Below are 23,656 nucleotides of genomic sequence, written 5' to 3'. Positions count from 1 at the left end.
CTCCATTGAGAGGCAATGCCACCGCCCGTTGGCGGTGGTGTCATATTCCCTCATTCTACCCGTTAACCCCGGGGGCTACAGCTCGCCGGCGAGACTATTTTTACTCGCCGCTGGCGAGGCTCTCACTGCGGGCAAGGCGTCGCACGTAGCGCTCCAGATAGGGTACCGGCAGTGGCTTGGAGGCCAGGTAGCCCTGGTAGAAGTGGCAGCCCTGGGCCTGCAGAAACTCCAGTTGCTGGCGCGACTCCACCCCCTCCGCCGTCACGTTGAACCCCATGTGACGCGCCATGGCGATCACCGCCTCGACGATGGCCATGTTGTCGCCATCGCGCGGTATGTCCTGGATGAAGGAGCGGTCGATCTTGAGCTCGTCCGCCGGCAGCCGCTTGAGGTAGCTCAGGGAGGAGTAACCGGCGCCGAAGTCGTCGATGGCAAAGCTGATGCCGAGCGCCTTGAGCTCGCTCATCTTGCTGATGGTGTCTTCTGCATGCCCCAGCACCACGGATTCGGTGATCTCCAGATTAAGGCTGGCGGGATCCATGCCGGTGGAAGCCAGCACGTCGTGGATCCGGTCGACAAAATCGGTGGCGTGAAACTGCTTGGCACTGACGTTGACCGACAGCTGCGGGATGTGGATGCCGTTCTCCTCCCAGCGCACGTACTGGGCGCAGGCCTCGTACAACACCCAGTTGCCGATGTCGACGATAAGGTCCGTCTCCTCGGCGATGGGAATGAACTCGGCGGGCGACACCAAGGCACGGCCTGGCGGCTGCCAGCGGATCAGCGCCTCGACGCCGATGATGTCGCCCCCCTCCACCATGTGCTGAGGCTGGTAGTAGAGGGTCAGCTCCTGCTGGTTGAGGGCGCTGCGCAGCTCGTTGTGGATGAGCAGCCGACGATCCGCCTGCAACTGCATGGAGGCATCGAAGAAGCGCCGGGTCTTGCGACCGGCCGACTTGGCCTGATACATGGCGGTGTCCGCCTGCTTGAGCAGATCGTCCACCCCCTGCTCCCGGCCGGGGAACAGGGTGATGCCGACGCTGGCGCCGATATGCAACACCTGGCCCGCATGGTTGTAGGGGGCCGCAATCTCGCTGATGAGCCGCTCGGCGATGAGATCGGCCTGCATCTCCGCCTGGGGAGGACTGGCCGAGAGGGAGGGCAGCAACAGCACGAACTCGTCGCCACCGAGTCGCGCCAGACAATCCCCCTGGCGTACCAGCCGCTTGAGCCGGCTGGCGACCTCCTTGAGCAGCCAGTCGCCGGTGGCGTGGCCGAGGGAGTCGTTGATGGTCTTGAAGTGGTCGAGATCGATGAACAGCAGGGCGCCGATCAGATAGTCGCGGCTCGCCTCGCCAAAGGCGTGGGCCAGGGTCTCGTGCAGCTGGCGGCGATTGGGCAGGCCGGTCAGCTCGTCGTAGTAGGCGAGATCCTGGATGCGGCGCTCCGCCTCCTTGCGCTCGGAGATATCCTCGAAGCAGATGACGAAGTGGCTGATCGCCCCCCTGTCATCTTGCACCGGGGTGACGATTTCCCACTGCGGATAGGGATAGCCATCCGCGTGCAGGCGCTGGGTCTCCCCCTGCCAGCGGCTCAGGCTGCCGAGCTCGTAGCCAAGCCCCCCCAGCCCGCACCAGAGATCGTTGCCCAGATGCAGGCCGATGACTCGCTGGCTGTCAAAGCCGGTGATCTGGCTGAAGGCGTGGTTGACCCGCAGGATCTTGAAGTCGGGGTCGGTGATGATGATCCCTTCGTGGGTTTCGAAGGCCACCGCCGAGAGGCGCAGCTGGGCGTCGCTCTGCAGCCGCTCCAACTCCGCCACCATGCGCATGGAGAAGGTGGTCAGCACCGAGCCCAGATTGGGGATGGCGCTCTGATCGGAGAAGAGCAGCGCCAGGTGCCCCAGCAGCTGGCCGTTGCGATCGCACAGGGGCAGGCCGTAGTAGCCTTGCCCTGCCTTGAAGCCGGCGCAGTGCAGATGCTCGGCGGTGAGCGGCAGAATGCAGGTCTCGCCGCGCTGGTAGACCTGCTGGCACGGCATGCCAGCCAGCTCGTACTCCTTGAGGTCGATGCCGTGACAGGCCAGCACCTTGAGCCGCTCGCTGCCGGTGCGCTCCGCCAGCCAGACCGCATCCGCCACCAGAATGTGGGCAAGCTGGCTGACCAGGGTATTGAAGAAATCGAGCCCGGTCCGGGCGGAGAGTGCCTGGGCCAGCTGGGTCAGCAGAGGGTCTTGCAGCAGTGGCAATTGCTGGGAGAGATCGGCAGGCAGCTGGGTGCTGCGGGTGGTATCGAGCGGCGCAATCCAGCCACAACACATCTGCTGGGCCGGTACGTACTGGCCACTCCAGAGCACGTGACGCACCTCGCCGTTCTCGTCGCCGAGGTGGCCGATGAACTGGGCCGGTTGCTGGGAGTGGTAGAGTCTGGCGAGAAAGTCGGCAAAGCCGGCCTCGTCATCTGCCGCCAGTTGCCCGAACCAGGGGTGAGGCCCCTCCCCTTGCCAGAGCTGGTAGGAGGCATGATCGGACAGGCTCCACTGGGCATGTTGCCGATCATAAAACCACATCATCTGAGTGGCTTGCTGTTTCATGTACTACTCCAACACCACAACAACCACGTTCAAGTCCCTGACGACTCGATAGCGCCCACATTCTCAGCGCGCACGTCGGCAAGGGCGGTGCGGGGGGAAGTGCGAAAGATGCGAGACTAAGCGGTGAAAACCGGACATGAGGTCGACATGCGGCGCTGCCACGAAGGGACAGAAACGATCCAAGTTTCCCCATACTGCCTGCCTGTTTCGTCGAGCTCAAGTGCTTTTTGGTGCAGAACGGGAAAAGATCACAATTTCCCCCTCCCCTTCGCAGCAAGGAACCATTTAGTGACGCAGATCACATTTTAATGTTCAGCCATGAGTAATCTGAAGGTGAAGACACAAGCAATACGACCCGAAGGGGGCCAATATGAAAATCGAAATTACCAGCAAAATCATCGAGATCACCCCGGCTATCCGCGAGCGCATTGAATCCCGCTTTGACAAGCTCGAACGTCTTCAGGTGCCTCTTATCACACCCCATGTGATTGTCTCCAAAGAGCGTCTGATGTTTATCGTTGAAGCCACTGCTGGCATCCCCAACGGCAAACTGTTTGCCCAGGCAGAACATGAGGACTTGTACGCCGCCATCACCGAACTGGGGCAAAAACTGGAGCGTCAGATCAACCGCCACACCGAGAAACCCATCGCCCGTCGCGCCGCTGCGGCCGGCAAGGAAGTCCCGCTGCCGGACGAAGCCGACGCCTGATCCAGAGCACGACACATCCATCACACAAAAGGCGGGGTCTCCCCGCCTTTTTGCTGCCTGACGCCTTGGGCACACCCTCAGCTGAGCCAGTGCAGGCCGGCATCCACCCCCTCCTTGAGCGCATCGAGTACGGGCAGCATCAGCAGCGGATCCTCGCGTCTGGGCTGATCCGCCAGCTTGCCTCGCCAGCGTTCGCGCCCAAGCGGCGAGAGGTTGTCATAGACGGCGGGCTCCAGCGCAGGTGGGGTACCGAGCAGTGGCGGCGAGCGCAGCGCCAGCCAGAGCCGCACATCCACCATGGAACCCCCCTGCTGCAGCCGTTCGTTGAGCACGCTTGCCTCTGCATCATCCTCGCTCCCCTGCAATGGGGTAACCGGTGACAGCTCAAAGCGGCTGCGCCAGACCCGACTCTCTGCCTTTGCTGGCTGCCTGGGATCAAACCAGGGCTGCTCTTCCACCGCATCGGTCAGCAGGGCCAGATGCAGCCGAAAGTCCGCCCTGTCTCCGTGCTGGAGATCCTGGTTGAGACGTTGCCCGAGCTGGGCTTCGTCCACCAGCCATTGCTCACGAACGGCGCTGGGTAGCATGGGATAACTCTTGGAAACGGTGGTTTCATCCTTTATCGGCCGAAAATCCGATCCTTTGAGCAGGAAAAATCCCGCCGAGGGGTTCACAACCTCAGAAGATCTGTTAGTATGCGCCTCGCACTTGTGGAGGGGTTCCCGAGTGGCCAAAGGGATCAGACTGTAAATCTGACGGCTCTGCCTTCGAAGGTTCGAATCCTTCTCCCTCCACCATTTCAAGTGCCGTCACGCCCCAGGTTGTGATGCAAAATCAGCAATGCCCCGTGGAGGGGTTCCCGAGCGGCCAAAGGGATCAGACTGTAAATCTGACGGCTCTGCCTTCGAAGGTTCGAATCCTTCTCCCTCCACCATCTATTCAAGAAAACCCGGCCTCGCGCCGGGTTTTCGCTTTTCAGCGTCCTACCTCATTCGTCGACCCCCTCAACGCCGCCAATAAAAACGGGAGGCAATCGCCTCCCGTTTTTGTCTCTTGCCGCCCGTTACAGGGTGAAGCGATAGAAGATATCCACCGCCTGGGCCACCCCGCTCATGGCCTGCAGGTAGAGCCTTGGCATCAGCTCGTAGCGCAGCTTGAACTCGGCGATGGGGCTGAACACCCCGACCCCGTACTGGAACTGCAGCCCCGGCAGCAGGTAGGCCGACAGGGTCACCTGGGTGTTTTCACCACTGCCGGCGGTGTCGAGGGCCACGTCGCTCATGCCGAGGGATTCCCCCAGACTGGAGACCACGCCGTTGGCCTGGCTGACTGCGCCCGCCACCAGCAGGCCGTTGAAACCGCCATCCTCGCCGCTGGTCTGCAGCCCCTTGCCACGCAGCAAGTAGGAGAGCTGCTCGGACTGGGCCATCTGCGGCTCCGAGTAGACGGTGATCTTGGGCTTGCTGGCCGGCCCGGTCACCCGCACCCCGACCGTCACCTTGTCCTCTATGGTATCGGGATCCCGATACGCCTCTATGTTGAGGTAGGGCTGATCGAGGGGGCCGGAGAAGAGGATGCGGCCATCCTTGATGATGAGGTTCTGGCCATAGGCTTTGAAGCGCCCGTCGTTGAGCACCAGCTGACCGTTGCCCGCCAGCGGCCGCGAGGGATCCTGGCGAATGTTGATGCCGCCCCCCACCTTGGTCTTGAGCCCCATCGCCTCCAGCCGCACGTCGTCACCCAGCCGGATGGCCAGCTTGATCTCCATCGGCAGCGGCGCGGCCTTGGGCACCGGCGGCAGATCGTCATAGACCACGGTCACGTCATCCGACACCGCCACCGCGCTCTCGGGCAGGCTCTTGACCAGGATCCGCGCCCAGGGAATATCGACCTGGCCGGTGATCCGGGTCTCCTCTCCCAGCGAGATGGCGATGTCCGGGGAGACCCGCACCCGGCCCATGCCCGGATACTGGGCCTCCAGCTCCTTGCCCTCGATGGTGAGGCTGCCGGTGACCGGCAGCTGCGCCCAGCTCAGCCAGCCTCCCAGTGCCAGCGGGCCCTTGCCTACCAGCATGGTGCCGTCCAGCTCGGCCCGGTTGCCTTCAATCTTGAGACGGGTCACCAGCTTGGAGAGGGTCACCATGTCGGAGTGGGTCTGTACTTCCCCATCCAGCAGGCTGAGCTGGCCAAACAGCAGCGGCGAGGCCAGAGTGCCGTCGAAGCGGGCATCGGCCGAGATGACCCCCTGCAGGGAGCGCACCTCTGGGATGAGCGGCGCGAAGGTGGTCAGCTTGAGGTCGTCAAACTTGAGCTGGCCGGAGAGATTGCCGCGACCGGACGGCTCCCGGATATAGAGCTTGGTGTCGATGTTGCCGATCTGCCCGGAGGCAAAGTCGAGCCGGATGGCCGCCTGCTGGCGCTCGAAGTCCACTCCGAGCTCGAGGCGCTGATAGTCGGTCTTGAGCTCGTCCGCCACGAAGGTGCCCGGCGTGGTGCGCACGGTGGCGTGCAGGGTCGGCTGATTGCCGCGCCAGCTGGCCCGCCCGTCGGCGGAGAGCACCGCCTGCCAGCGGAAGTTGTCCGGCAGCCAGGGCCGCAGGCGCTTGAGGTCGAACTGGTTGAGGGCAAACTCCAGGCTGCCCTGCTGGGCCGATACCTGACTGCCCTTGACGCAGAGGCTGGCCCCCTGGGAGCCGAGACAGAGATCGCCCATGGTCAGCCGCTGACGCGGCAGATCCACATCCAGATCCCAGGGGGCGCTCAGCTCCCAGCGCCGCAGCGGCGTCTTCAACTTGAGCTCGCCGAGGGCGCCGCGCCAGCGATCCCCACGCAGGCCGCCGCTCAGCTTGAGGTTGGCCGCCACCGGGTCACCCTTCATGGTGAGCGACAGGGCGTGCTGGTTGAGATCGCCGTTCAGGTTGAGCGCCAGCTGGCTGAGGCTGGTCGTCCCCTGTACCAGGCTGGCCACCGTCAGGGCCACCTCCCCTGCCGGCTTGTCGCCGACCAGGGCATTGCCCTTGATGGCGATCCCCTTCAGGTCGGTGCCGGCATAATAGAGACGGCTGGCAGCCAGATCTGTGGTAACCCGCGGCGCCTGCTGATTGCCGGTCAGCCGCACCTGCCCCTTGATGTCCCCCTTGAGCCCGGGGTAGAGCCCGGCCAGGTTGGGGGCATCGAGATCCGCATCCAGCTTCCATGTCTGCTGGCTCAGGCTGCCCTTGGCCTGCAGCTGATTGGGGCCGCTTTGCAGCGCCAGCGCCGGGATGGTCCACTCCATCTTGTCGTTGCCGCTCGCACTGCCCTTGATGGCCAGCGGATACTGGTTGAGCTTGCCGTCCACCTTCAGCTCGGGCAGTTGCAGCTGCCAGTGGCCCGCCTCATCGAGCTCGAAGCGGCTGGCAATCTTGCCCGCCAGCGCCCCCTTGAGCTCGGGCACCAGCTCGGCCGGGTTGATCCCCTTGAATTCCGTGGTGCCCTGCCAGCGTACCCCCTTGTCCCAGGCGAGCTTGCCGTCCAGCTTGAGCTCCCCCTTGAGGGCGTTGAGCAGCAGGTTTATCTGGTTCAGCTGCGTCAGATCCCCCTTGCCGGTCAGCGCCAGCTTGAAGGGGGGCACGTCCGTGCCCTTGCCGGCGGTATTCAAGGCAAACTGGTAGCCGGAGAGCTTGCCCTTGGCGCTCAGCGTGCCCTTCTCCAGCCGGTAGCTTGGCTCATCTTTGGCAGGCTTGTGCAGCGGCCAGCCCAGGCTCTTCCACTCCAGCCCCGCATCAAACGGCAAGTCGGGATCGAGGGCCGCCAAGGACCCCTTGAGGCTGGCGGCCACCGGCCCCTTGACCTGCAGCGCCAACGCCAGCTTGCCCACCGAGCCACCCAGGGTCAGGCTGGCCTGCTGCCCCTGCAGCTCGCCATCCAGCAGCCCCTTGCGGGCCTTGGCATCCAGGGTCAGGGCGAGCGGATAATCCTCTTTGAGCTGGATCTTGCCCTTGAGCGCCAGATCCGCCATGGCGTGGCGCAAGGAGAGCTCGCGCAGCGCGATGTCGCTCCCCTCGGCGCTGGCCGACAGCAGCAGCTTGTCGAGCCCTTCAATCAATTCACCTTGCTGATAGCGAAACGCCGTGACCTGCAATCCTTCCAGCTGGATGGGGAAAGGCAGCCGGATGGCGGGCAGCGCGATAGGCTCCGCCGGCTTGGGCGGTTGCGCCTTGCCCGCATTTGCCGCTTTGTTCCCGTTGCCGGCAGCCTTGGCCACGTTTTGCGGGTTGGGGGCCGCCTTGACGCCAGCCGGTTTGGCAGCCTCGGTGGCCTGCGTCTCGGCCAGGGTCACCTTGAGGCCATCCAGCACGGGCCCCTGCACGATCAGCCCCTTGCGGCTGAGGGTGGCGCCGATGTCGAGAGACTTGAGGCTCACTCCCACCCCGGGCACAGTCACATCGAGATCCGCCACCGTCAGGCTGTCGACCTGGATTTTCAGCGGCAGCGGATGCCAGACAAAGGGCTCTGACGGCTCTTCCGGGGCAGGCTCCGAGTCGGCCACCTTGACCACCGGGTGGGTAACGTTAAGGGATTTGATCCAGAGCTTGCCCTGCAGCAGCTTGCCCAGATCCCAGTCCAGCACGGCGCGATCCACAGTGACGTCCACCAGCTCGTCCTGCCAGCCGACCCCTTCCAGGGTCCAGCCGTAGCCGAGCTGGCCCGCCACCAGCTCCCCCTTGAGGGAAGGCAGGGCGGCCCTGGCCTGCTGCCACAGCCACTTGTTGCCCTGATGGGTGAAGCCCAGCAGGCTGACGCCGATAAGCAGCAGGAAAATGAGCCCCATCAGCCACAGAAAGATACGTTTTACCCAGATCACAGTGCAGACCCCCGCGAAAGATGCAGCCGCAGCGGCCGGTCAGAAGAACATAAGAGAAGATATGTGGAGCGCAGCCGGATCATAGTTCAGGCCCCAGCGCGAAGTGGAGCCGCAGCGGCTTCTCATCTTCGGAAATGCCCACCGCCAGATCGAGCCTGACCTGGCCGATGGGGGTCACCCAGCGCACACCGACCCCGGTGCCTATCTTCCAGGCCTCGCTGTAGTCGACCGTGGCGGTACCGCTGTCGACGAACAGGGCCCCCAGCCACTTGTCGCTGAAACGGTAGTTGTATTCGGCGCTGGCGACGCTCACGTAGCGGCCCCCCAGCAGCTTGCCGTCGCTGCCGCGCGGCGAGATGGTCTCGTAGCCGTAGCCCCGCACCGTCTGATCGCCACCGGTAAAGAAGCGCAGGGAGGGCGGCACCAGCGAGAAGCTGTCCCCTATGATGGCCCCCTGTTCGGCCCGCAGCAGGAAGCGGTGATCCTCCCCCAGGGTGCGCAGCCACTTGCTGCGCCCCCACACCCGCACGAAGCTGATGTCGGAACCCCAGTAGGGGTCGGAGAACTCCAGGGTGAGCTGCTGGCGATCGCCCCAGTCGGGCACCAGACCGCCGCGTCCCCGCAGCCGTGACCAGGAGACGCCGGGGATCAACAGCAAGCTGTTGCCCTCGTCGGCACCCTGGGTATAGACCTCGTTTTCCAGGCGGATGAACACGTCCCGGTCCCAGCTCTCCGGCCGCCGCTTCCAGCGGTGCACGCTGAAGGTAGTCAGATCGGAGCGGGTATCGTTGTTGTCCTTGTACTGATAGCCGGCCTGCAGCGAGTAGTAGTCCCGCAGCGGGTTGCCCACCGGGATCTGGTAGTCGAAGCTGAGTTCGGCCTCGGGCTGGGAGACCTTGGCGGTGGCGTTGAGCCGGTGGCCGTAGCGGTTGACCCAGGGCTTCTCCCAGGTGGCACTCATGCGCGGCCCCACGTCGGTGGCATAGCCGATACCCGTTTCAATCTCGTGATCGACCCGGTTGGAAAGGGTCACCTGCACCGGCACCCGGTTATGCTCGGCCTGGCTGATGAGGGGCTTGATGTCCACCTGCTTGAACAGCTTGGTGGAGGAGACATCCTGCGACATCTCCGCCAGCCGGATCGCCAGATAGGGGTCACCGCTCTTGATGTTGATGAGAGGGCGGATGAGACGCAGCGCCTCCGGGGTGGCATCGTAGCGGATCTCGCCGAAGTGGTAGCGCGGGCCGGAGCGAAACAGGATGTAGATCTCGGCGGTGCCCTGATCCGGGAACACCTTGACCTGGCTCTTGCTGATCTTGGCGTCGAAGTAGCCGCGGGCCAGCCCCAGGCTGCCCAGATCCGCCTTGATGGATTCGTATTTGCCGTGGTTGAGGGGATCCCCCTCTTTCAGGGGCAGCTTGTCCAACAGCTCGCTGTAGAGCTCGTCGCTGCCGGCATCCCCTTCCAGCAGGATGTCGAGGCGGGAGATGATGACCGGCTTGCCGGGATCCACCTCGATGATCACCTTAGCGGGGGTTTTCTTGTCCCGGCTCAGGGTGATCTTGGGCTGGTAGTAGCCATAGACCTGCAGCGCCTTTTGCACGCTCTCGGTGATCTTGGGGCGGGCCGGGCGGTACTGGCGCTCCTGATAGACCGGCAGGGCGTTGAGGTAGGCTTCGACGTTGTCCTTGTTCTCCCCTTTCAACCCCTTGATTTGATAGGTGAGTTTGGCCGCCATGGCGGGCGTGACGAACAGCAGCAGACAGAGGCTCAGTCCCAGCGCGCGAAGCCCACGACGAAAAGCCCGTGCGGGCGGTGAGATCCCTGCAGGCAGGGGCGGATTGCATCCTGTCAAACGTCAATTTCCCCGAAGAACATGATTAAAATAATGCGATATTCAGAACGAATATGAGGCTCACTCGATCGCAAGCGCGCCTCATCCTAGCATATCCCCGGCTCGACATCAGAGCGGGTTGACCGCGAATTTCGCCATATTATTGAAGCCTTTGCCCGCGCGGGCCGCCCATTTTTCAGGCATTACCCCGCAGACTTATGCCACTATGGGCCCAAAAGGGCAATCCATGACCCTCAGGGCCTGGCCAGATGGCCCCTGTCGGCCACTCCGGCCCGACGGCGCAATCTCCCCGATTTCCCGATGGGCGCGACACCAACTGTCGGCAACGGGTCAAGATAGCAGCGACGCCCCCTCCCCAAGCGGCACAGCCAGGCCCCTGGCCGACACTGGGCCGGCACTGGGCCATCTCACTCGCCCCTCCGCGGGACTGCGGATTTTATCTTGCCGGATCAAACAGTTGCCGTCACGCAATCAAAGCCTCGTTCAACCCAATCGATTTATCCCGCTGCCCCCCTGCTCACTTCTCGCCCACACTGGAGCCATTGGATCAGACCCCTGCCCCACCAGAGGAGACACAGCATGCACGCACGCAGCGAACAGATGGCGGACTACATCGCCGATAGACTCGAATTCATCACCTTTCTCGCCTGTTGCAGCGCCCTGCTGGCCCTGCTGACCGGCATGAACGGCCAGCAGGCGCTGGCCTTCACCGCACTGAACCTGCCATTCGGGCTCGCCATCCTGCTGGGCATGGCCATGCTGGCACCGCTGCCGACCCACTGGCGCCTGCCGGGCATCACCCTGTTGCTGGCAGGCAGCGCCCTGGCGACCCTGCAACTGGGGGGCAACTGGCTCAATCCGCTGGCCATCTGGAGCCTGCACGCCCTGCTCGGGCTGGAGATCCTCTGGCAGGCGCGGCCCAGAACCCGGCTCGGAGCCCGTGCCCGTAGCTGATATGCCGATGACGGCTGACGCGCGGCAGGAATTGGAGTACTCTTTGCGCCCCCGATTTGCCCGCTACCGAGGAGCACCCCGATGAAAAAAGCCTGTGCCCAGCACATCCTGGTCAAGACCGAGAAAGAGTGTCTGGAGATCAAGGAGAAGATTGCCAAGGGAGCCGACTTCGGCCAGATGGCCAAGCGCTTCTCTACCTGCCCCTCCGGCAAGCGCTTCGGCGATCTGGGGGAGTTTTCGAAGGGCGACATGGTCAAGTCGTTTGACGATGCCGTGTTCAAGGGCGAGCTGCTGACCGTGCTCGGCCCGGTGCGCACCAAGTTCGGCTTTCACCTCATCAAGGTGCTCTACCGCAGCTGAGTTCAGGGCCCGGTTCAGGGTTCTGGGTTCAGCTCCACCGGCCAGCCGCCGCAGCGGCGGGCATAGAAGCCAAAGCGCCAGGGGTGGCGCGCCGCCCAGTCCTCCATCTCCGGCGCCGGAGTGAACCGGCTCTGCGGCCAGAGCGCAACCCGGCTCGGCCGCCCGTGCAGGGCCTGCCAGCGTGTCAGGCTCACCTGGGCCAAACGCCACTGGTAGTCATCCTTCGGCAGCAGGGCCGGCGCAAATGCCAGCCCCCGGTTGCAATACTGGCCGTCGCCATCGCGCCCATCCACCAACTGCCAGAAGACGTTGAGCAGATCCCCATACCCCACCTTGACCGGGTCATAATCGATGCGCACCGCCTGGCGCCGCGGTGGCACTTCCCGCCAGCTCGACCCCGTCGCCACCAACTGGCTGACATAGCCCGGCTCCACCCGGCTGACCCCGGGCAGGGTCTCGTAGACGGCCTCGGCACGCCACATGTCCCCCGCCGCCAGCACGGCACTGTCCGCCCACAGCGGAACGCTTGGGAAAAGCAGCAGGATTGAGATAAATTTACTAACGTTATCAGTCAATTAAGTTTATCCTTCTGGGCACTTGTTCATCATAACCAGGGGATCCCCGTTATGCCCAGTTATTTGTGGTGGCCACTGCTGGCCTGGTTGCTGCCGCTCGCCGGCGCCCTCGGCAGCCGTGTTCACCTCTGGCCCTGGTGGCTGGGATTCGCCCTCTGCCTGCTCGGGGCCCTCGTCTCCCTCGTCTTGCTGGTTCGCCTGCCCTGGTCTCGCAATCGCTGCGCCAACGGCTGGGGCGCCGTCCCCCTGCTGTTGCCCCTGGCTTTTGTGGTGCAGGCGCTGCGCACGCCGCTGGTCAACGACGTGAGCACGGATCCCAGCAACCCGCCCCAGCTGCTCTGGGCAGCCGAACTCAGAACGGCGCAGGATCTGCCCATTAATTCGGCCCCCTTGAAAGCATTTGAGGGGAAACCCGGTCCTCTCTTTACCAGCGCCCCTCCGGCCGAGGTGATCACCGAGGCCCACGCCCTGATGGAGCAGCTCGGCTGGCAGGTGCGACCAAGCCCACAAGGGCTCGAGGCGGTGGTCACCACCGGCTGGTTCGGTTTTCAGGATGACGTGTCGCTGCGGGTCTTTGCCGGCCCCAAAGAGACCCGCATCGACATGCGCTCCGCCTCCCGCCAGGGACGCAGCGACTTGGGCACCAACCGGGCCCGTATAGAGGAGTTTCTGATCCGCCTCAACGAGCGGCTGGGTCAGGCCTACAAACCCAACTTGAAGCAATAAGAAGGTCATCCATGCGCGTCGAGGTCAAGCCCGACCGGGAATATGCCTGGTTCATCCGCCCCTTTTTCTGGCTGCAACAGCGCAACTACGGCCAGGTGCTCATTCCGGGCAAGTGCTGGGGCCGCTCACCGCGCCTGTTTGCCGCCGTTGCCACCCTCTATGGCGTCATCAACCGCAAGCGCTCCCCCATCGACCCCGTGCTGCGCTCTCTGGTGACGGTGCGGGTCTCCCAGCTCAACTGGTGCCGCTTTTGTGTCGACATCAACGCCATGACGCTGATCAAACGGGCGGGCTCCAGCGAGAAGGTGGAGGCGCTCGCCAACTGGCGCGAAAGCCCGCTGTTCGATGAGCGAGAAAAAGCCGTACTCGACTACACCGAGGCGATGACTGGCCTCGATGGAGTCAGCGATGAGCAGGCTGCCCGTCTCAAGCCCTGGTTCGACGACGATGCCATGGTGGAGCTCACCGGCCTCATCGCCTTCCAGAACATGTCGGCCAAGTTCAACGCCGCCCTCGATATCGCCCCGCAGGGCTTCTGCCAGCTGCCGGTGCAGCCAGTGCGTCCAGCCCAACCGGATAGCAAGGACGCCTGATGAGAGGCTCCCGCCTGCTGCTGGTGCTGGTGATGGGCTGCCTCATCGGCACCTTTTTCGCTTTCGACCTTGGCCACTACCTGAGCCTGCCCCAGCTGCAGGCCCGTCAGGCCGAGCTGGCCGCCCTGGTCGACCGCCATTTCGTCAGCGCCACCCTGCTGTTTGTCGCCGTCTATGTGGTGAGCACCGCCCTCTCCCTGCCCGGCGCCAGCCTGCTCACCCTGGCCGGCAGCGCCGTGTTCGGCGTTGCCTGGGGACTGCTGCTGGTCTCCTTTGCCAGCAGCATTGGCGCGACCCTGGCCTTTCTCAGCGCCCGCTTTTTGCTGCGCGACTGGGTCGAGCGGCGCTTTGGCGACAAGCTGGCCAGCTTGCAGGCCGGCATGAAAAAAGAGGGAGCGCTTTATCTGTTGAGCCTGCGCCTCATCCCCATCTTCCCCTTCTTTCTGGTCAACCTGCTGATGGGGCTTACTCCCATCAGAGTCAGTACCTACTACTGGGTGAGCCAGCTTGGCATGCTGCCCGGCACCTTCGTCTACGTGCTGGCGGGCAGCGAGCTCGCCAACCTCACCAGCACCGGCAATATCCTCTCCCCCGGTCTGATGGTGGCGCTGACCCTGCTCGGGCTGATGCCGATGCTGCTCAAGGGGTTGCAGCGGCGCCTCGCCCTGCATCGGCTGCACGCCCCCTACCGCAAGCCGACCCGCTATGACTACAACCTGCTGGTGATTGGTGCCGGCGCCGGCGGCCTCGTGACCAGCTATATCGCCGCGGCGGTGAAGGCCAAAGTGGCCCTTATCGAGAAGCACAAGATGGGGGGCGATTGCCTCAACAGCGGCTGCGTCCCCTCCAAGGCGCTGATCCGAAGCGCCCGCTTTGCCGCCGAACAGCGCCGGGCCGGTGAGCTGGGCTTTGGCCCAAGCCAGACCAGCGCCGATTTCGCCGCCGTGATGGAGCGGGTCGCCCGCGTCATCAAGGAGGTTGAACCCCACGACTCCATCGAGCGCTATCAGGGGCTGGGGGTGGAGTGTATCCAGGGGGAGGCAAGGCTGGTCTCTCCCTGGGAGGTGGAGGTGAATGGCCAGCGCCTTGCCAGCCGCCATATCGTGCTCGCCACCGGCGCCCGGCCGCTGGTGCCCGAGCTGCCGGGGCTGGATCAGGTGCCTTGGCTCACCTCCGACACCCTCTGGCAGCTGCGCACTGCACCGCGCCAGCTGTTGGTGCTGGGCGGCGGCCCCATCGGCTGCGAGCTGGCCCAGAGTTTTGCCCTGCTTGGGGTACCCGTTACCCTGGTGGAGCTCTCGGATCAGCTACTGCCCCGCGAAGAGCGGGAGGTGGCCGAGCTGCTGGCGGAGCAGCTGGCCCGCGATGGCGTGCGGGTGCTCACCGGCTGGCGCGCCGAGCGAGCCGACTATCTGCCAGCGGCCTCGGATCTCCCCATCCGGCTGCAACTGCGGCGGGGTGACGAGACGCAAATAATTGAAGGCGATCAGCTGCTGTTGGCGCTGGGCCGGGTGGCCAACGTCGGCGGCTTCGGACTCGAAGCGCTGGGAGTGGCGCTGACCCCGCGCGGCACTGTGGCGGTCGATGGCTTCCTCGCCACCAACTACCCCAGCATTCTGGCGGTGGGGGACGTAGCGGGCCCTTACCAGCTTACCCATGCCGCCGCCCATCAGGGCTGGTATGCCGCAATCAATGCCCTGTTCAGCCCGTTCAAGCGCTTTCGGGCCGACTATCGGGTCATGCCGGCCGCCATCTATACCACCCCCGAAATTGCCCGGGTCGGCCTCAACCAGAAAGAGGCCAGGGCGCAGGGCATCCCCTTCGAGCTGACCCGCTTCGAGCTGGCCGAGCTGGACAGAGCCATCGCCGACGGCGAGCGCCAGGGCTTTATCGAGGTGCTCACCGTACCCGGCAAGGATCAGATCCTGGGTGCCAGCATAGTGGGCACTCACGCCGGCGAGCGGATCGCCGAATTCGTGCTCGCCATGCGCCACCGCCTCGGCCTTGGCAAGATCCTCGCCACCATCCACGCCTACCCCACCCTTATGGAGGGGAACAAGTATGTGGCGGGCGAGTGGCGACGGGCCCGTCAGCCCGCCACCCTGCTGGCGCTGCTGACCCGTTATCACAGCTGGCGCCGCGGCGCCTGACCCAACTCCAGGTAACCCAGATGCGACACTCCTTGCCCTCGTTCAAACAGCTGCTGCGTGCCCTGCCTCTGCTGGCAGGCAGCCTCCTCTTCACCCAGGCCAACGCTGGTGACAACCCGCAGTGGCAGCAGACCCTCGAGGAGGCCAAAGGGCAGACCGTCTACTTCAACGCCTGGGGCGGCAGCCCGGAGATCAACGCCTATCTGGTGTGGGCCGGCCAGGAGCTGGCACGCGAATACCAGGTCAAGCTGGTGCAGGTGAAGGTGGATGACATCGCCCAGAGCGTGAGCCAGCTGCTGGCCAACAAGCAGGCTGGCAAGCGCAGTGGCGGCCCCATCGACCTGCTCTGGGTCAACGGCGAGAACTTCAAGGCGCTCAAGGAGCAGGGGCTGCTCGGCGATCCCTTCACCCATGAGCTGCCCAACATGGCGCTGGTCGACCGTACCCTGCCGGTGAGCGAGGACTTCACCGTGCCGGTGGAGGGGCTGGAAGCCCCCTGGGGCATAGGCCAGCTCAACCTGATGGTCAACGGCGAAGAGGTCAGCCCGCTGCCCACCTCGGCGGCGGCCCTGCTCACCTGGAGCAAGGCCCACCCCGGCCGCTTCACCTATCCCAAACCGCCCCAGTTTCACGGCTCCAGCTTCCTCAAGCAGATCTTGCTGGAGCTGACCCCGGATCCCGCCCCTCTCTATCGGGAGGCGACCGAGAGCGATTTTGCCAAAGTTACCGCCCCGCTCTGGGCCTGGCTGGACGAGCTGCACCCGACGCTCTGGCGCAAAGGCAAGCTGTTCCCCACCAGCGCCGCCGAAACCCGCCAGCTGCTCGATGACGGCGAGCTCGCCATGGCCATCAGCTTCAACCCGCAGGAGGCGCAGAGCGCTGTGCAAAATGGCACCCTGCCCCCCAACGTGGTGGCGGTGGCCATGGCGAAAGGGGCGCTGACCAACAGCCACTTCCTCGCCATCCCCTTCAATGCCAACGCCCGTGCAGGTGCCAAGGTGGTGGCCAACTTCCTGCTGAGCCCCGCCGCCCAGGAGCGCAAGGCCGAGCCCGCCTTCTGGGGCGATCCCAGCGTGCTGCGCGCCGATGCCCTGCCAGCCACCCAGCAGCAGGCGCCGGCACTGCGCTTCAAATCGGTGGCAGAGCCCCATCCCAGCTGGCAGCTCAGGCTCGAAGCGGCCTGGGCCGAGCGCTACGGCCACTGATGAGCCGCTTTGGCAGCGCTGCATCCGCTTGGCGCCCCCTGTTTGCGGCGGGGTGCGCCCTGGTTTTTGGTCTCCCGCTGCTGGCGGGGGGCTGGCAACTGCTGGCCGAGGGGCTGAGTCTGGCCCACCTGCAGCGGCTGCTGGCCCAGCCGGGCCTGTGGCACTCGGCGATGCTGAGCCTGTGGATTGGCGCCGCCTCGACCCTGGCCAGCCTGCTGCTGACCGCACTGCTGTTGGCCCACAGCGACAGCCGGGCCGTCGGCTGGCTGCGCCGGCTGCTCTCGCCCTTGCTGGCGCTGCCCCACGTCGCCTTTGCCATCGGCTTTGCCTTTCTGCTCGCCCCCTCCGGCTGGCTGCTGCGCCTGCTCTCGCCGACCCTCACCGGGTTTGAGCTGCCTCCCGACTGGCAGACCCTGCGCGATCCCGCCGGGCTCGGGCTCATCCTCGCCTTGACCCTCAAGGAGACCCCCTTTCTGCTGCTAATGGCGCTCGGTGCACAAGACCCCGCCAGGGTGGTGCGTCAGCAGTGGCTGGGGGCGAGCCTTGGCTTCAGCGCCCCCCAGATCTGGTGGCGCCTGCTGCTGCCGGCGCTCTGGCCTGCCCTGCGTCTGCCCCTCTACGCGGTGGCCGCCTACGGGGTAGCCGTAGTGGATCTGGCCCAGCTGCTCGGGCCCGATGCCCCCGCCCCGCTGGCTGTCCGGCTGTGGCTCTGGTATCAGGACCCGGATCTCGTCTGGCGCGGCGCCACCGCCAGCGGAGCCCTGCTGCTGCTCGCCATCACGGCGCTGCTGCTGGCCCTGTTGCGGCTGCTCGAGCTGGCCCATCGAACCCTTGGCAAACCCGGCTGGCTCGATGGCAGACGAGCCAGCCCAAGCGCTCTTGGCCGCACCCTTGCCACCGGCAGCGTGGCGACCCTGATCGCCATCAATCTGGCGGTGCTGGGGACGCTGCTGCTCTGGTCACTAACCCGGCGCTGGCCCTTTCCCGCCCTCTGGCCGAGCCAGTGGAGCGGCCGCCATTGGCTCGAACTGCTGCCGACCCTGTCGCCGCTGCTGACCACCAGCATGCTGCTGGCGCTGGCGAGCGGGGCGATAGCGCTGGTGATGGCGGTGCTGAGCCTGGAGGCGCAGGCGGGCCGCCGCCCCTGGCCGCTCTGGCTCATCTGCCTACCACTGTTGCTGCCGCAGGCCAGCCTGCTGTTCGGCATTCGGCTCGGGGTGGACTGGTTCAGCCTCGGGTGGGGAGGCGATGGCATCGGCTGGGGCTGGGTGCTCTGGAGCCAGCTGCTGTTTGTCTTTCCCTACGTTTACTTGTGCCTGCAGGGCCCCTATCGCCAGTTCGACGTGCGGATCACCCAGAGCGCCCTGCTGCTCGGGGCAACCCCGTGGCGAGCCTGGAGGCAGGTGAAAGGACCGCTGCTGGCCCGTCCGCTGCTGTTTGCCTTCGGCATCGGAGCGGCGGTAAGTCTGGCCCAATACCTGCCGACCCTGCTGTTTGGGGCAGGCCGGGTGATCACCATCACCACCGAGGCGGTGGCCACCGGCAGCGGCCTCAACCGGCGGCTGGCGGGCCTCTACGGCCTGTTGCAACTCTTGTTGCCGCTCGTTATCTATCTGCTGGCGCTCTGGCTGCCGGCCCGACTCAACCCGGCGCTCAAGGGGGACGGCTAACAATGAACTCTCATGATGGAGATAGCCATATGCTGAGCACCACGCCTCTTCGCCTCTATCTGGAGGAGAACCTGCTGCTCTCGCTGCCCGCCCTGCAGGTGGCGCCGGGCGAGGTGTTGACCCTGATGGGGCCCAGTGGCTGTGGCAAGAGCTCGCTCTTGGCGGCGCTGGCGGGGGTATTGCCCGCAAGCGGCCCCATCCGGCTGGCGGGGGACGTGACCCTGGGCGCACGCCGGCTCACCCAGCTGCCGCCCCAGGCGCGGCGCATCGGCATGCTGTTTCAGGATGATTTGCTGTTCGACCACCTGACGGTGGCCGAGAACCTGATGTTCGGCATGCCGGCCAGCGTGAAGGGGCACAGAGCACGGCGGGAAAAGGCGGTGGCCGCGCTGGCGCAGGTGGATCTGACAAATCAGGCGGACAAGCTGCCGGGGGCGCTCTCCGGCGGCCAGAAGGCCCGCGTCAGCCTGCTGCGGGCGCTCTTGGCCGAGCCCGAGGCATTGTTGTTGGACGAGCCCTTCTCCCGCCTCGACAAGCCGCTGCGGGCCGCCTTTCGCGCGCTGGTGTTCACGCAGATCAAGGCGCTGGCCATCCCCGCCATTCTGGTGACCCACGACGAAGATGACGCGCCGGGCACCATAATCCAGCTCACCGAATCCCGTTTTTGACCGAGGAGTTCACCTTGTTTGACCGCCACCTGATCCCCGTTATCCGCAGCCCCCTCGCCCGGCTCGCCAGACCGCTCTGTCGCGCCGGGATCAGCGCCAACCAGGTCAGCCTCACCGGCTTTGCCATCGGCATGCTGGCGTTGCCGCTGCTGGCCTTTGGCTGCTATCAGTGGGCGCTGGCGGCCATCCTGCTCAACCGGTTGCTGGACGGGCTCGACGGCGCCGTGGCGCGGGAGACCGGCATCACCGACTGCGGCGGTTTTCTCGACATCACGCTCGACTTCATCTTCTACGCCGCCGTGGTGCTGGGCTTTGCCCTCGCCACCCCCGCCAATGCACTGCCCGCCGCCACACTGCTGTTTGCCTTCATGGGCACCGGCTCGAGCTTTCTGGCGTTTGCCATCATGGCGGGCAAGCGGGGCATCGACAATCCGGTCTACCACCACAAGTCTCTCTACTATCTGGGCGGCCTCACCGAGGGGAGCGAGACCATAACCCTGTTCGTGCTGATGTGCCTGTGGCCCGCCGCCTTCGCACCCCTCGCCTACGGCTTTGCCCTGCTCTGCGCCATCACCACCCTGACCCGGCTCTGGAGCGGCTACCACACCCTGCGCTGAGGCAGGACGGCGGGAGGGGGCCGCTACGGAACACTTGCGCATGGACGACAATGTTTTACCATGGCGACACTCTTTTTCAGGCTCATGAGAACCTTATGCGTCGCCTTGTCTCCGTGCTCACCCTCTCCCTGTTTCCCATGCTCTATGGCTGCAGCAGCACGCCGGCTGCCAAGCCCGTGGTCAAGCCCCAGCCCAACAGCGCCTTCATCAACCAGACGCCGCCGAGCAAACCCTTCTACGGGCAGGTGAGCCAGCCGGGAGTCAGCAAGGGGGACTTCGCCAATCGCGCCAATGTGAACAACTTCGTGCAGCGGATGGTGCAAAAGCACGGTTTCGACGGCGCCGAGCTGCACCGGGTGCTGGCCCAGGCCGAACGCTATGACTGGATCATCCGCCTGATGGATGCCCAGGCCCCCACCACCACACCGCCCACCGGCCCGACCGGCGCCTGGAATCGCTACCGTGCCAAGTTCATCACCCCGGACAACGTACAGAACGGCGTCAGCTTCTGGCGTGAGTACGAGAACGAGCTCAACCGCGCCCAGCAGATCTATGGGGTGCCGCCGGAGATCATCGTCGGCATCATAGGCGTGGAGACCCGCTGGGGCCGGGTGATGGGCAAGACCCGCATCCTGGATGCACTGGCGACCCTGGCGTTCGACTACCCGCGCCGGGCCGAGTTCTTCACCAGCGAGCTGGAATCCTTCCTGGTGATGACCCGCGACGAGGGGATGGATCCCACCGAACCCAAGGGCTCCTACGCCGGCGCCATGGGCTACGGCCAGTTCATGCCCTCCAGCTTCCAGCGCTACGCGGTGGACTTCAACGGCAACGGCCACACCAACCTGTGGGATCCGGTGGATGCCATCGGCAGCGTGGCCAACTACTTCAAGGCCCACGGCTGGGAGAAGGGACAACCGGTGGCGGTACGCGGTCAGGGCCAGCTGCCCGGCTACGAGCACGGCTTCCAGACCCGCTACCCGGTCGCCTCCCTGCGCCGCGCCGGGCTGACTCCCACCAGCACCCTCGGCAACCACAGCGAGGCGAGCCTGCTGCGCCTGGATGTGGGCACCGGCTATCAGTACTGGTACGGCTTGCCCAACTTCTACACCATCACCCGCTACAACCACAGCACCCACTACGCCATGGCGGTGTGGCAGCTGGGGCTGGCGGTCAAGGATGCCCGCGGCGGTTTCTGATCCGGCCGGATAAAAAAGGCGGCCCTCGGGGCCGCCGCGCCAACCATCCACACTGCGCCTTCGGGCGCAGTGTGCGTTTACAGCGCCCCCGTCTTCGCCAGACGATCCAGCTCGGCAAGCAGGGCGGCCGGCTCGACCCGACGGGTGTAATCGGCGTTGATGAAGTGGTAGAGCACGGTGCGGTCCTGACCGATGATGTAGCTGGCCGGCACCGGCAGGGTGAAGCTCTCGTCGCCGTTGCTCGCCGGGATGTCGATGCCAAAGCCGGCATAGATGGGCCTGAGCGCCTCCGGCAGCTCGAACACCAGCCCCAGCGCTGCCGAAACCCGGTTGCCCTCGTCGCTCAGCACGGTGATCGCCAGCCCGTTGGCGGTGAGGGTATCCTGCGCCGAACTGGGGGTTTCCGGCGTCATGCCGATGAGGTTCACGCCGCGCTCGCGCAGCGCCGGCAACACGGCGTTGAGCGCCTGCATCTCCATGTTGCAGTAGGGACACCAGCCACCGCGATAGACGTTGAGCAGCACAGGCCCCTCCGCCAGATAGTGGGAGAGCGGGCGCACCACCCCGTGCTGATCCGGCAGGGCGAAGTCGGGCATCCGCTCTCCGCGTCCCAGGGCGGCCTGCTCCAGCCCGCTTGACTGCAGGCTGCGGGTCGCCTCCTCCATCAGGGCCAGCACCGGGGCCGGAACCTGATGCTGCTTCTGCTCATCGTACGCTTTGATTTTTTGCTCGAGTGTGTGCATCATGACCATCCTTTTTGTAGTGGTCGCTACAATATCAAGCGGACCAAGCTCCATGGTCAAGTTGTTTTTTAGCGATCACTATAAAATAACGTTTCACAAGGCAGGAATCGAGATGGCAAGACCCGCATCATTTGACAGAGAACAGGTACTGGAAATCGCCCTCAACGCCTTCTGGGATACCGGCTTCAGCAACACCGGCATTGCCGCGCTGGTCGAACGGATGGGACTCAAGCCCAGCAGCCTGTACGGCGCCTTCAGCTCAAAGGAGGGGTTGTTCATGGAGGTGCTGCAGCGTTATTCGGCGCAGAGCCTGGCGCAGATCGAGCAGCTCCTGGGTTCGGCAGCCTCCCCCCTGGCGGGCGTGCAGGCCCTGCTCGATGCAGTGGCCCGGGATGCCATCGCCAGCGAGGCGCACCGTGGCTGCCTGCTGGTCAACACCTTGCTGGAGATCGGCCGCCACCACCCGCTCATTCAGGAGACCGCCAGCAGCCACCTGGCCGAGGTCGAGCTGCGGGTCAGTGCAGCCCTGCGCCAGGCGCAGGCGGCAGGGGAGCTGGCCGCCGGGCGCGACGTCGACGCCACCGCCGCCTTGCTGATGACCATGGTGTGGGGATTGCGCGTGCTGGGCCGCACCCATCCGCCCGCCGCCAAGGTGAACGCCGTGCTGGCCCAGATGCAGGCCATCTTGTCTGCGGACGCGTGACGACCGCTCACCAGGCTCTGAGGGTCACTCGTTTTCCAGCAGCCAGCGCTTGAGCAGGGCGGCCAGCTGCTCCTGCTCGGCCATGGTCAATGGCGCCAGCAGGCGCCGCTCGTTGGCCACGTGCCGCTCCACCGCCCGGTCAACCAATTCCCGACCCGCGTCGGTCAGGCAGACCAGCAGGCTGCGCCGATCGCTCGGGGCCGCCTGGCGTTCGACCAAGCCCCGCTCTGCCAGTTTGTCGAGCCTGGCGGTCATGGCCCCCGAGCTCAACATGGCGGATTGATAGAGCACGGTCGGGGTGAGCGGTTCGCCGGCCCGGCGCAAGGTCGCCAGAATGTCGAAGTCGCTGCCGAGCAGGCCGCACTCCTTGAGCTCCTCGCTCACCTCCCGTCCGGCGATCGCCGCCATTCGCGCCACCCGTCCCAGCACGCCCATGGGAGAGCAGTCGAGATCCGGTCGCTGCCGGGCCCACTGGGCCAGCAACAGGTCTACATGATCTGATTCCATCTTCGGCCACTTATCTTTTTGTCGAGATACTTGATGGTAAACCAATTTGAGGCTAGTTTATCTTTACTTAAAGATACTTTATAAAGAGACAAACGCATGCCCATGCTGATCGCCCTGCTGGCCCCCCTGCTCTGGGGCAGCACCTATGCCGTCGTCAGCCTCTACCTGACCGACTACTCCCCCTACTGGGTGGCGGTATGGCGGGCGTTGCCAGCCGGCCTGCTACTGCTGTTGCTGCACCCGCGCCTGCCGCCCCTGCCTTGGGGCAAACAGAGCCTGCTGGCGTTTTGCAACATCGCCGCCTTCTTCGCCCTGCTGTTCGTGGCCGCCTTCCGCCTGCCGGGCGCCGTGGCGGGCACCCTGGGTGCCACCCTGCCACTGATCCTGATGTTGCTGGCCTGGTTGCAGGATGGCGTCAAGCCGTCCCTGAAATGGCTGTTGCTGGGCCTGATGGGGCTGGGCGGGGTCTTGCTGCTGCTCAATCCTTCCGCCAATCTGGATCCCGTCGGCGTGACCTGCGCCCTGCTGGCCACCCTGCTCATCGGCCAGTCCAGCCGCTGGATGCGCCACTGGCCGGTCAGCGATCTGCTGGCGCTGACCGCCTGGCAACTGCTGCTGGGCGGCCTGATGCTGATCCCGCTCGCCTGGTGGCTGGCCGGCCCCATGCCGCTGCCTCAGCCGGCAAGCGCCCCTGGTCTGCTCTGGCTGATCCTGCTCAACACGGCGCTGGCCTACTGGGCCTGGCTGTGGGGGCTCAAGCGCCACGGCCCGGAGGTAATGGGCATGCTGGCCCTCACCAACCCCATGGTGGCGGTCTCCTGCGGCGTGCTGATGGTGGGCGAGACGCTGGATGCCCGCCAATGGCTCGGCATCGGGGTGATCCTGGCCTCACTGTTTCTGATGAAGCTGCCGGCCCGCCCCTTCTTCAAGCGCTGGCAGGCTCGCCGGGCGTGCACCGGCCAGTGCGGCAAGCCGTGAGCACG

Annotated in this window: 20 protein-coding genes and 2 tRNA genes; 15 read left to right on the top strand and 7 right to left on the bottom strand. The window is 65.2% G+C overall.

Annotated features, from left to right (window positions below):
* Window positions 1-100 precede the first annotated feature (100 nt).
* Window positions 101-2,593, bottom strand: a complete 2,493-nt coding sequence (locus BN1143_RS11755) for a putative bifunctional diguanylate cyclase/phosphodiesterase (protein ID WP_042050756.1) — start codon at window positions 2,591-2,593, stop codon at window positions 101-103.
* Between the two features lie 370 nt (window positions 2,594-2,963).
* Here BN1143_RS11755 and hpf point away from each other — a divergent pair, with 370 nt between their 5' ends.
* A complete protein-coding gene (gene hpf, locus BN1143_RS11750; protein ID WP_010634460.1) occupies window positions 2,964-3,302 on the top strand; it encodes a ribosome hibernation-promoting factor, HPF/YfiA family in 339 nt (112 codons plus the stop codon).
* Between the two features lie 77 nt (window positions 3,303-3,379).
* Here hpf and BN1143_RS11745 read toward each other — a convergent pair whose 3' ends face one another.
* On the bottom strand, window positions 3,380-3,889 hold the full coding sequence (locus BN1143_RS11745; RefSeq protein ID WP_042050754.1) for a VC2046/SO_2500 family protein: 510 nt from the start codon (window positions 3,887-3,889) through the stop codon (window positions 3,380-3,382).
* A gap of 125 nt (window positions 3,890-4,014) precedes the next feature.
* Between BN1143_RS11745 and BN1143_RS11740 the strand changes: the two genes are divergently transcribed.
* Together BN1143_RS11740 and BN1143_RS11735 are read left to right on the top strand one after the other, a co-directional pair.
* A tRNA-Tyr gene (locus BN1143_RS11740) sits at window positions 4,015-4,099 on the top strand.
* A gap of 52 nt (window positions 4,100-4,151) precedes the next feature.
* Window positions 4,152-4,236: transfer RNA gene (locus BN1143_RS11735), tRNA-Tyr, on the top strand.
* 129 nt (window positions 4,237-4,365) lie between these two features.
* On the opposite strand, the gene tamB is transcribed toward BN1143_RS11735, so the two are convergent.
* Both tamB and tamA read right to left on the bottom strand, forming a co-directional pair.
* Window positions 4,366-8,148 carry an autotransporter assembly complex protein TamB gene (gene tamB / locus BN1143_RS11730; protein ID WP_042050753.1) on the bottom strand — a complete coding sequence of 1,261 codons (3,783 nt, stop codon included), beginning with the start codon at window positions 8,146-8,148 and terminating at the stop codon, window positions 4,366-4,368.
* 79 nt (window positions 8,149-8,227) lie between these two features.
* Complete coding sequence (gene tamA, locus BN1143_RS11725) at window positions 8,228-10,003, bottom strand: autotransporter assembly complex protein TamA (protein ID WP_042050752.1); 1,776 nt, start codon at window positions 10,001-10,003, stop codon at window positions 8,228-8,230.
* Between the two features lie 579 nt (window positions 10,004-10,582).
* Here tamA and BN1143_RS11720 point away from each other — a divergent pair.
* Window positions 10,583-10,957: a hypothetical protein gene (locus tag BN1143_RS11720; RefSeq protein ID WP_010634464.1), complete on the top strand. Its 375-nt coding sequence runs from the start codon at window positions 10,583-10,585 to the stop codon at window positions 10,955-10,957.
* An 81-nt stretch (window positions 10,958-11,038) separates the two neighbouring features.
* The gene (locus BN1143_RS11715) at window positions 11,039-11,317 is read left to right on the top strand and encodes a peptidylprolyl isomerase (RefSeq protein WP_005299228.1); all 279 of its coding nucleotides are present in this window, start codon (window positions 11,039-11,041) and stop codon (window positions 11,315-11,317) included.
* Window positions 11,318-11,331: 14 nt separating this feature from the next.
* Here BN1143_RS11715 and BN1143_RS11710 read toward each other — a convergent pair whose 3' ends face one another.
* Complete coding sequence (locus tag BN1143_RS11710; protein WP_042050750.1) at window positions 11,332-11,892, bottom strand: peptide-methionine (S)-S-oxide reductase; 561 nt, start codon at window positions 11,890-11,892, stop codon at window positions 11,332-11,334.
* A 51-nt stretch (window positions 11,893-11,943) separates the two neighbouring features.
* On the opposite strand from BN1143_RS11710, the gene BN1143_RS11705 reads away from it, so the two are divergent.
* The 8 genes from BN1143_RS11705 (at window position 11,944) to mltB (ending at window position 20,720) form a co-directional block, all read left to right on the top strand.
* Entirely contained in the window at window positions 11,944-12,618 is a 675-nt protein-coding gene (locus BN1143_RS11705; RefSeq protein WP_017783881.1) for a DUF1499 domain-containing protein, read from the top strand.
* Window positions 12,619-12,629: 11 nt separating this feature from the next.
* Window positions 12,630-13,211 (top strand): carboxymuconolactone decarboxylase family protein, encoded by a 582-nt coding sequence (locus BN1143_RS11700; protein WP_017783880.1) that lies wholly within the window; start codon window positions 12,630-12,632, stop codon window positions 13,209-13,211.
* Complete coding sequence (locus BN1143_RS11695; RefSeq protein WP_042050748.1) at window positions 13,211-15,361, top strand: FAD-dependent oxidoreductase; 2,151 nt, start codon at window positions 13,211-13,213, stop codon at window positions 15,359-15,361. Before BN1143_RS11700 ends, BN1143_RS11695 begins: the two co-directional genes overlap by 1 nt.
* A gap of 20 nt (window positions 15,362-15,381) precedes the next feature.
* A complete protein-coding gene (locus BN1143_RS11690; protein ID WP_042050747.1) occupies window positions 15,382-16,566 on the top strand; it encodes an ABC transporter substrate-binding protein in 1,185 nt (394 codons plus the stop codon).
* Window positions 16,566-18,236, top strand: a complete 1,671-nt coding sequence (locus tag BN1143_RS11685; protein ID WP_042050745.1) for an ABC transporter permease — start codon at window positions 16,566-16,568, stop codon at window positions 18,234-18,236. Before BN1143_RS11690 ends, BN1143_RS11685 begins: the two co-directional genes overlap by 1 nt.
* Before the next feature lie 29 nt (window positions 18,237-18,265).
* Complete coding sequence (locus BN1143_RS11680) at window positions 18,266-18,904, top strand: ATP-binding cassette domain-containing protein (protein ID WP_042050744.1); 639 nt, start codon at window positions 18,266-18,268, stop codon at window positions 18,902-18,904.
* 14 nt (window positions 18,905-18,918) lie between these two features.
* On the top strand, window positions 18,919-19,521 hold the full coding sequence (locus tag BN1143_RS11675) for a CDP-alcohol phosphatidyltransferase family protein (protein WP_042050743.1): 603 nt from the start codon (window positions 18,919-18,921) through the stop codon (window positions 19,519-19,521).
* Between the two features lie 95 nt (window positions 19,522-19,616).
* Window positions 19,617-20,720, top strand: a complete 1,104-nt coding sequence (mltB, locus tag BN1143_RS11670) for a lytic murein transglycosylase B (protein ID WP_042050742.1) — start codon at window positions 19,617-19,619, stop codon at window positions 20,718-20,720.
* A 77-nt stretch (window positions 20,721-20,797) separates the two neighbouring features.
* On the opposite strand, the gene BN1143_RS11665 is transcribed toward mltB, so the two are convergent.
* Entirely contained in the window at window positions 20,798-21,463 is a 666-nt protein-coding gene (locus tag BN1143_RS11665) for a peroxiredoxin-like family protein (protein WP_042050983.1), read from the bottom strand.
* 112 nt (window positions 21,464-21,575) lie between these two features.
* Between BN1143_RS11665 and BN1143_RS11660 the strand changes: the two genes are divergently transcribed.
* On the top strand, window positions 21,576-22,166 hold the full coding sequence (locus tag BN1143_RS11660; RefSeq protein WP_042050741.1) for a TetR/AcrR family transcriptional regulator: 591 nt from the start codon (window positions 21,576-21,578) through the stop codon (window positions 22,164-22,166).
* A 24-nt stretch (window positions 22,167-22,190) separates the two neighbouring features.
* Here the strand turns inward: BN1143_RS11660 and BN1143_RS11655 are convergent, their stop codons facing one another.
* Entirely contained in the window at window positions 22,191-22,673 is a 483-nt protein-coding gene (locus BN1143_RS11655) for a MarR family winged helix-turn-helix transcriptional regulator (protein WP_042050740.1), read from the bottom strand.
* Window positions 22,674-22,769: 96 nt separating this feature from the next.
* Here BN1143_RS11655 and BN1143_RS11650 point away from each other — a divergent pair, with 96 nt between their 5' ends.
* Window positions 22,770-23,651, top strand: coding sequence for a DMT family transporter (locus tag BN1143_RS11650; RefSeq protein WP_042050739.1), 882 nt, complete (start codon window positions 22,770-22,772; stop codon window positions 23,649-23,651).
* The last annotated feature ends 5 nt before the right edge of the window (window positions 23,652-23,656 follow it).

Origin of the sequence: Aeromonas dhakensis (genome assembly GCF_000820305.1) — a bacterium.
Classification (GTDB): Bacteria; Pseudomonadota; Gammaproteobacteria; order Enterobacterales; family Aeromonadaceae; genus Aeromonas; species Aeromonas dhakensis.
This window is presented reverse-complemented; position numbering and strand designations above follow the sequence as displayed.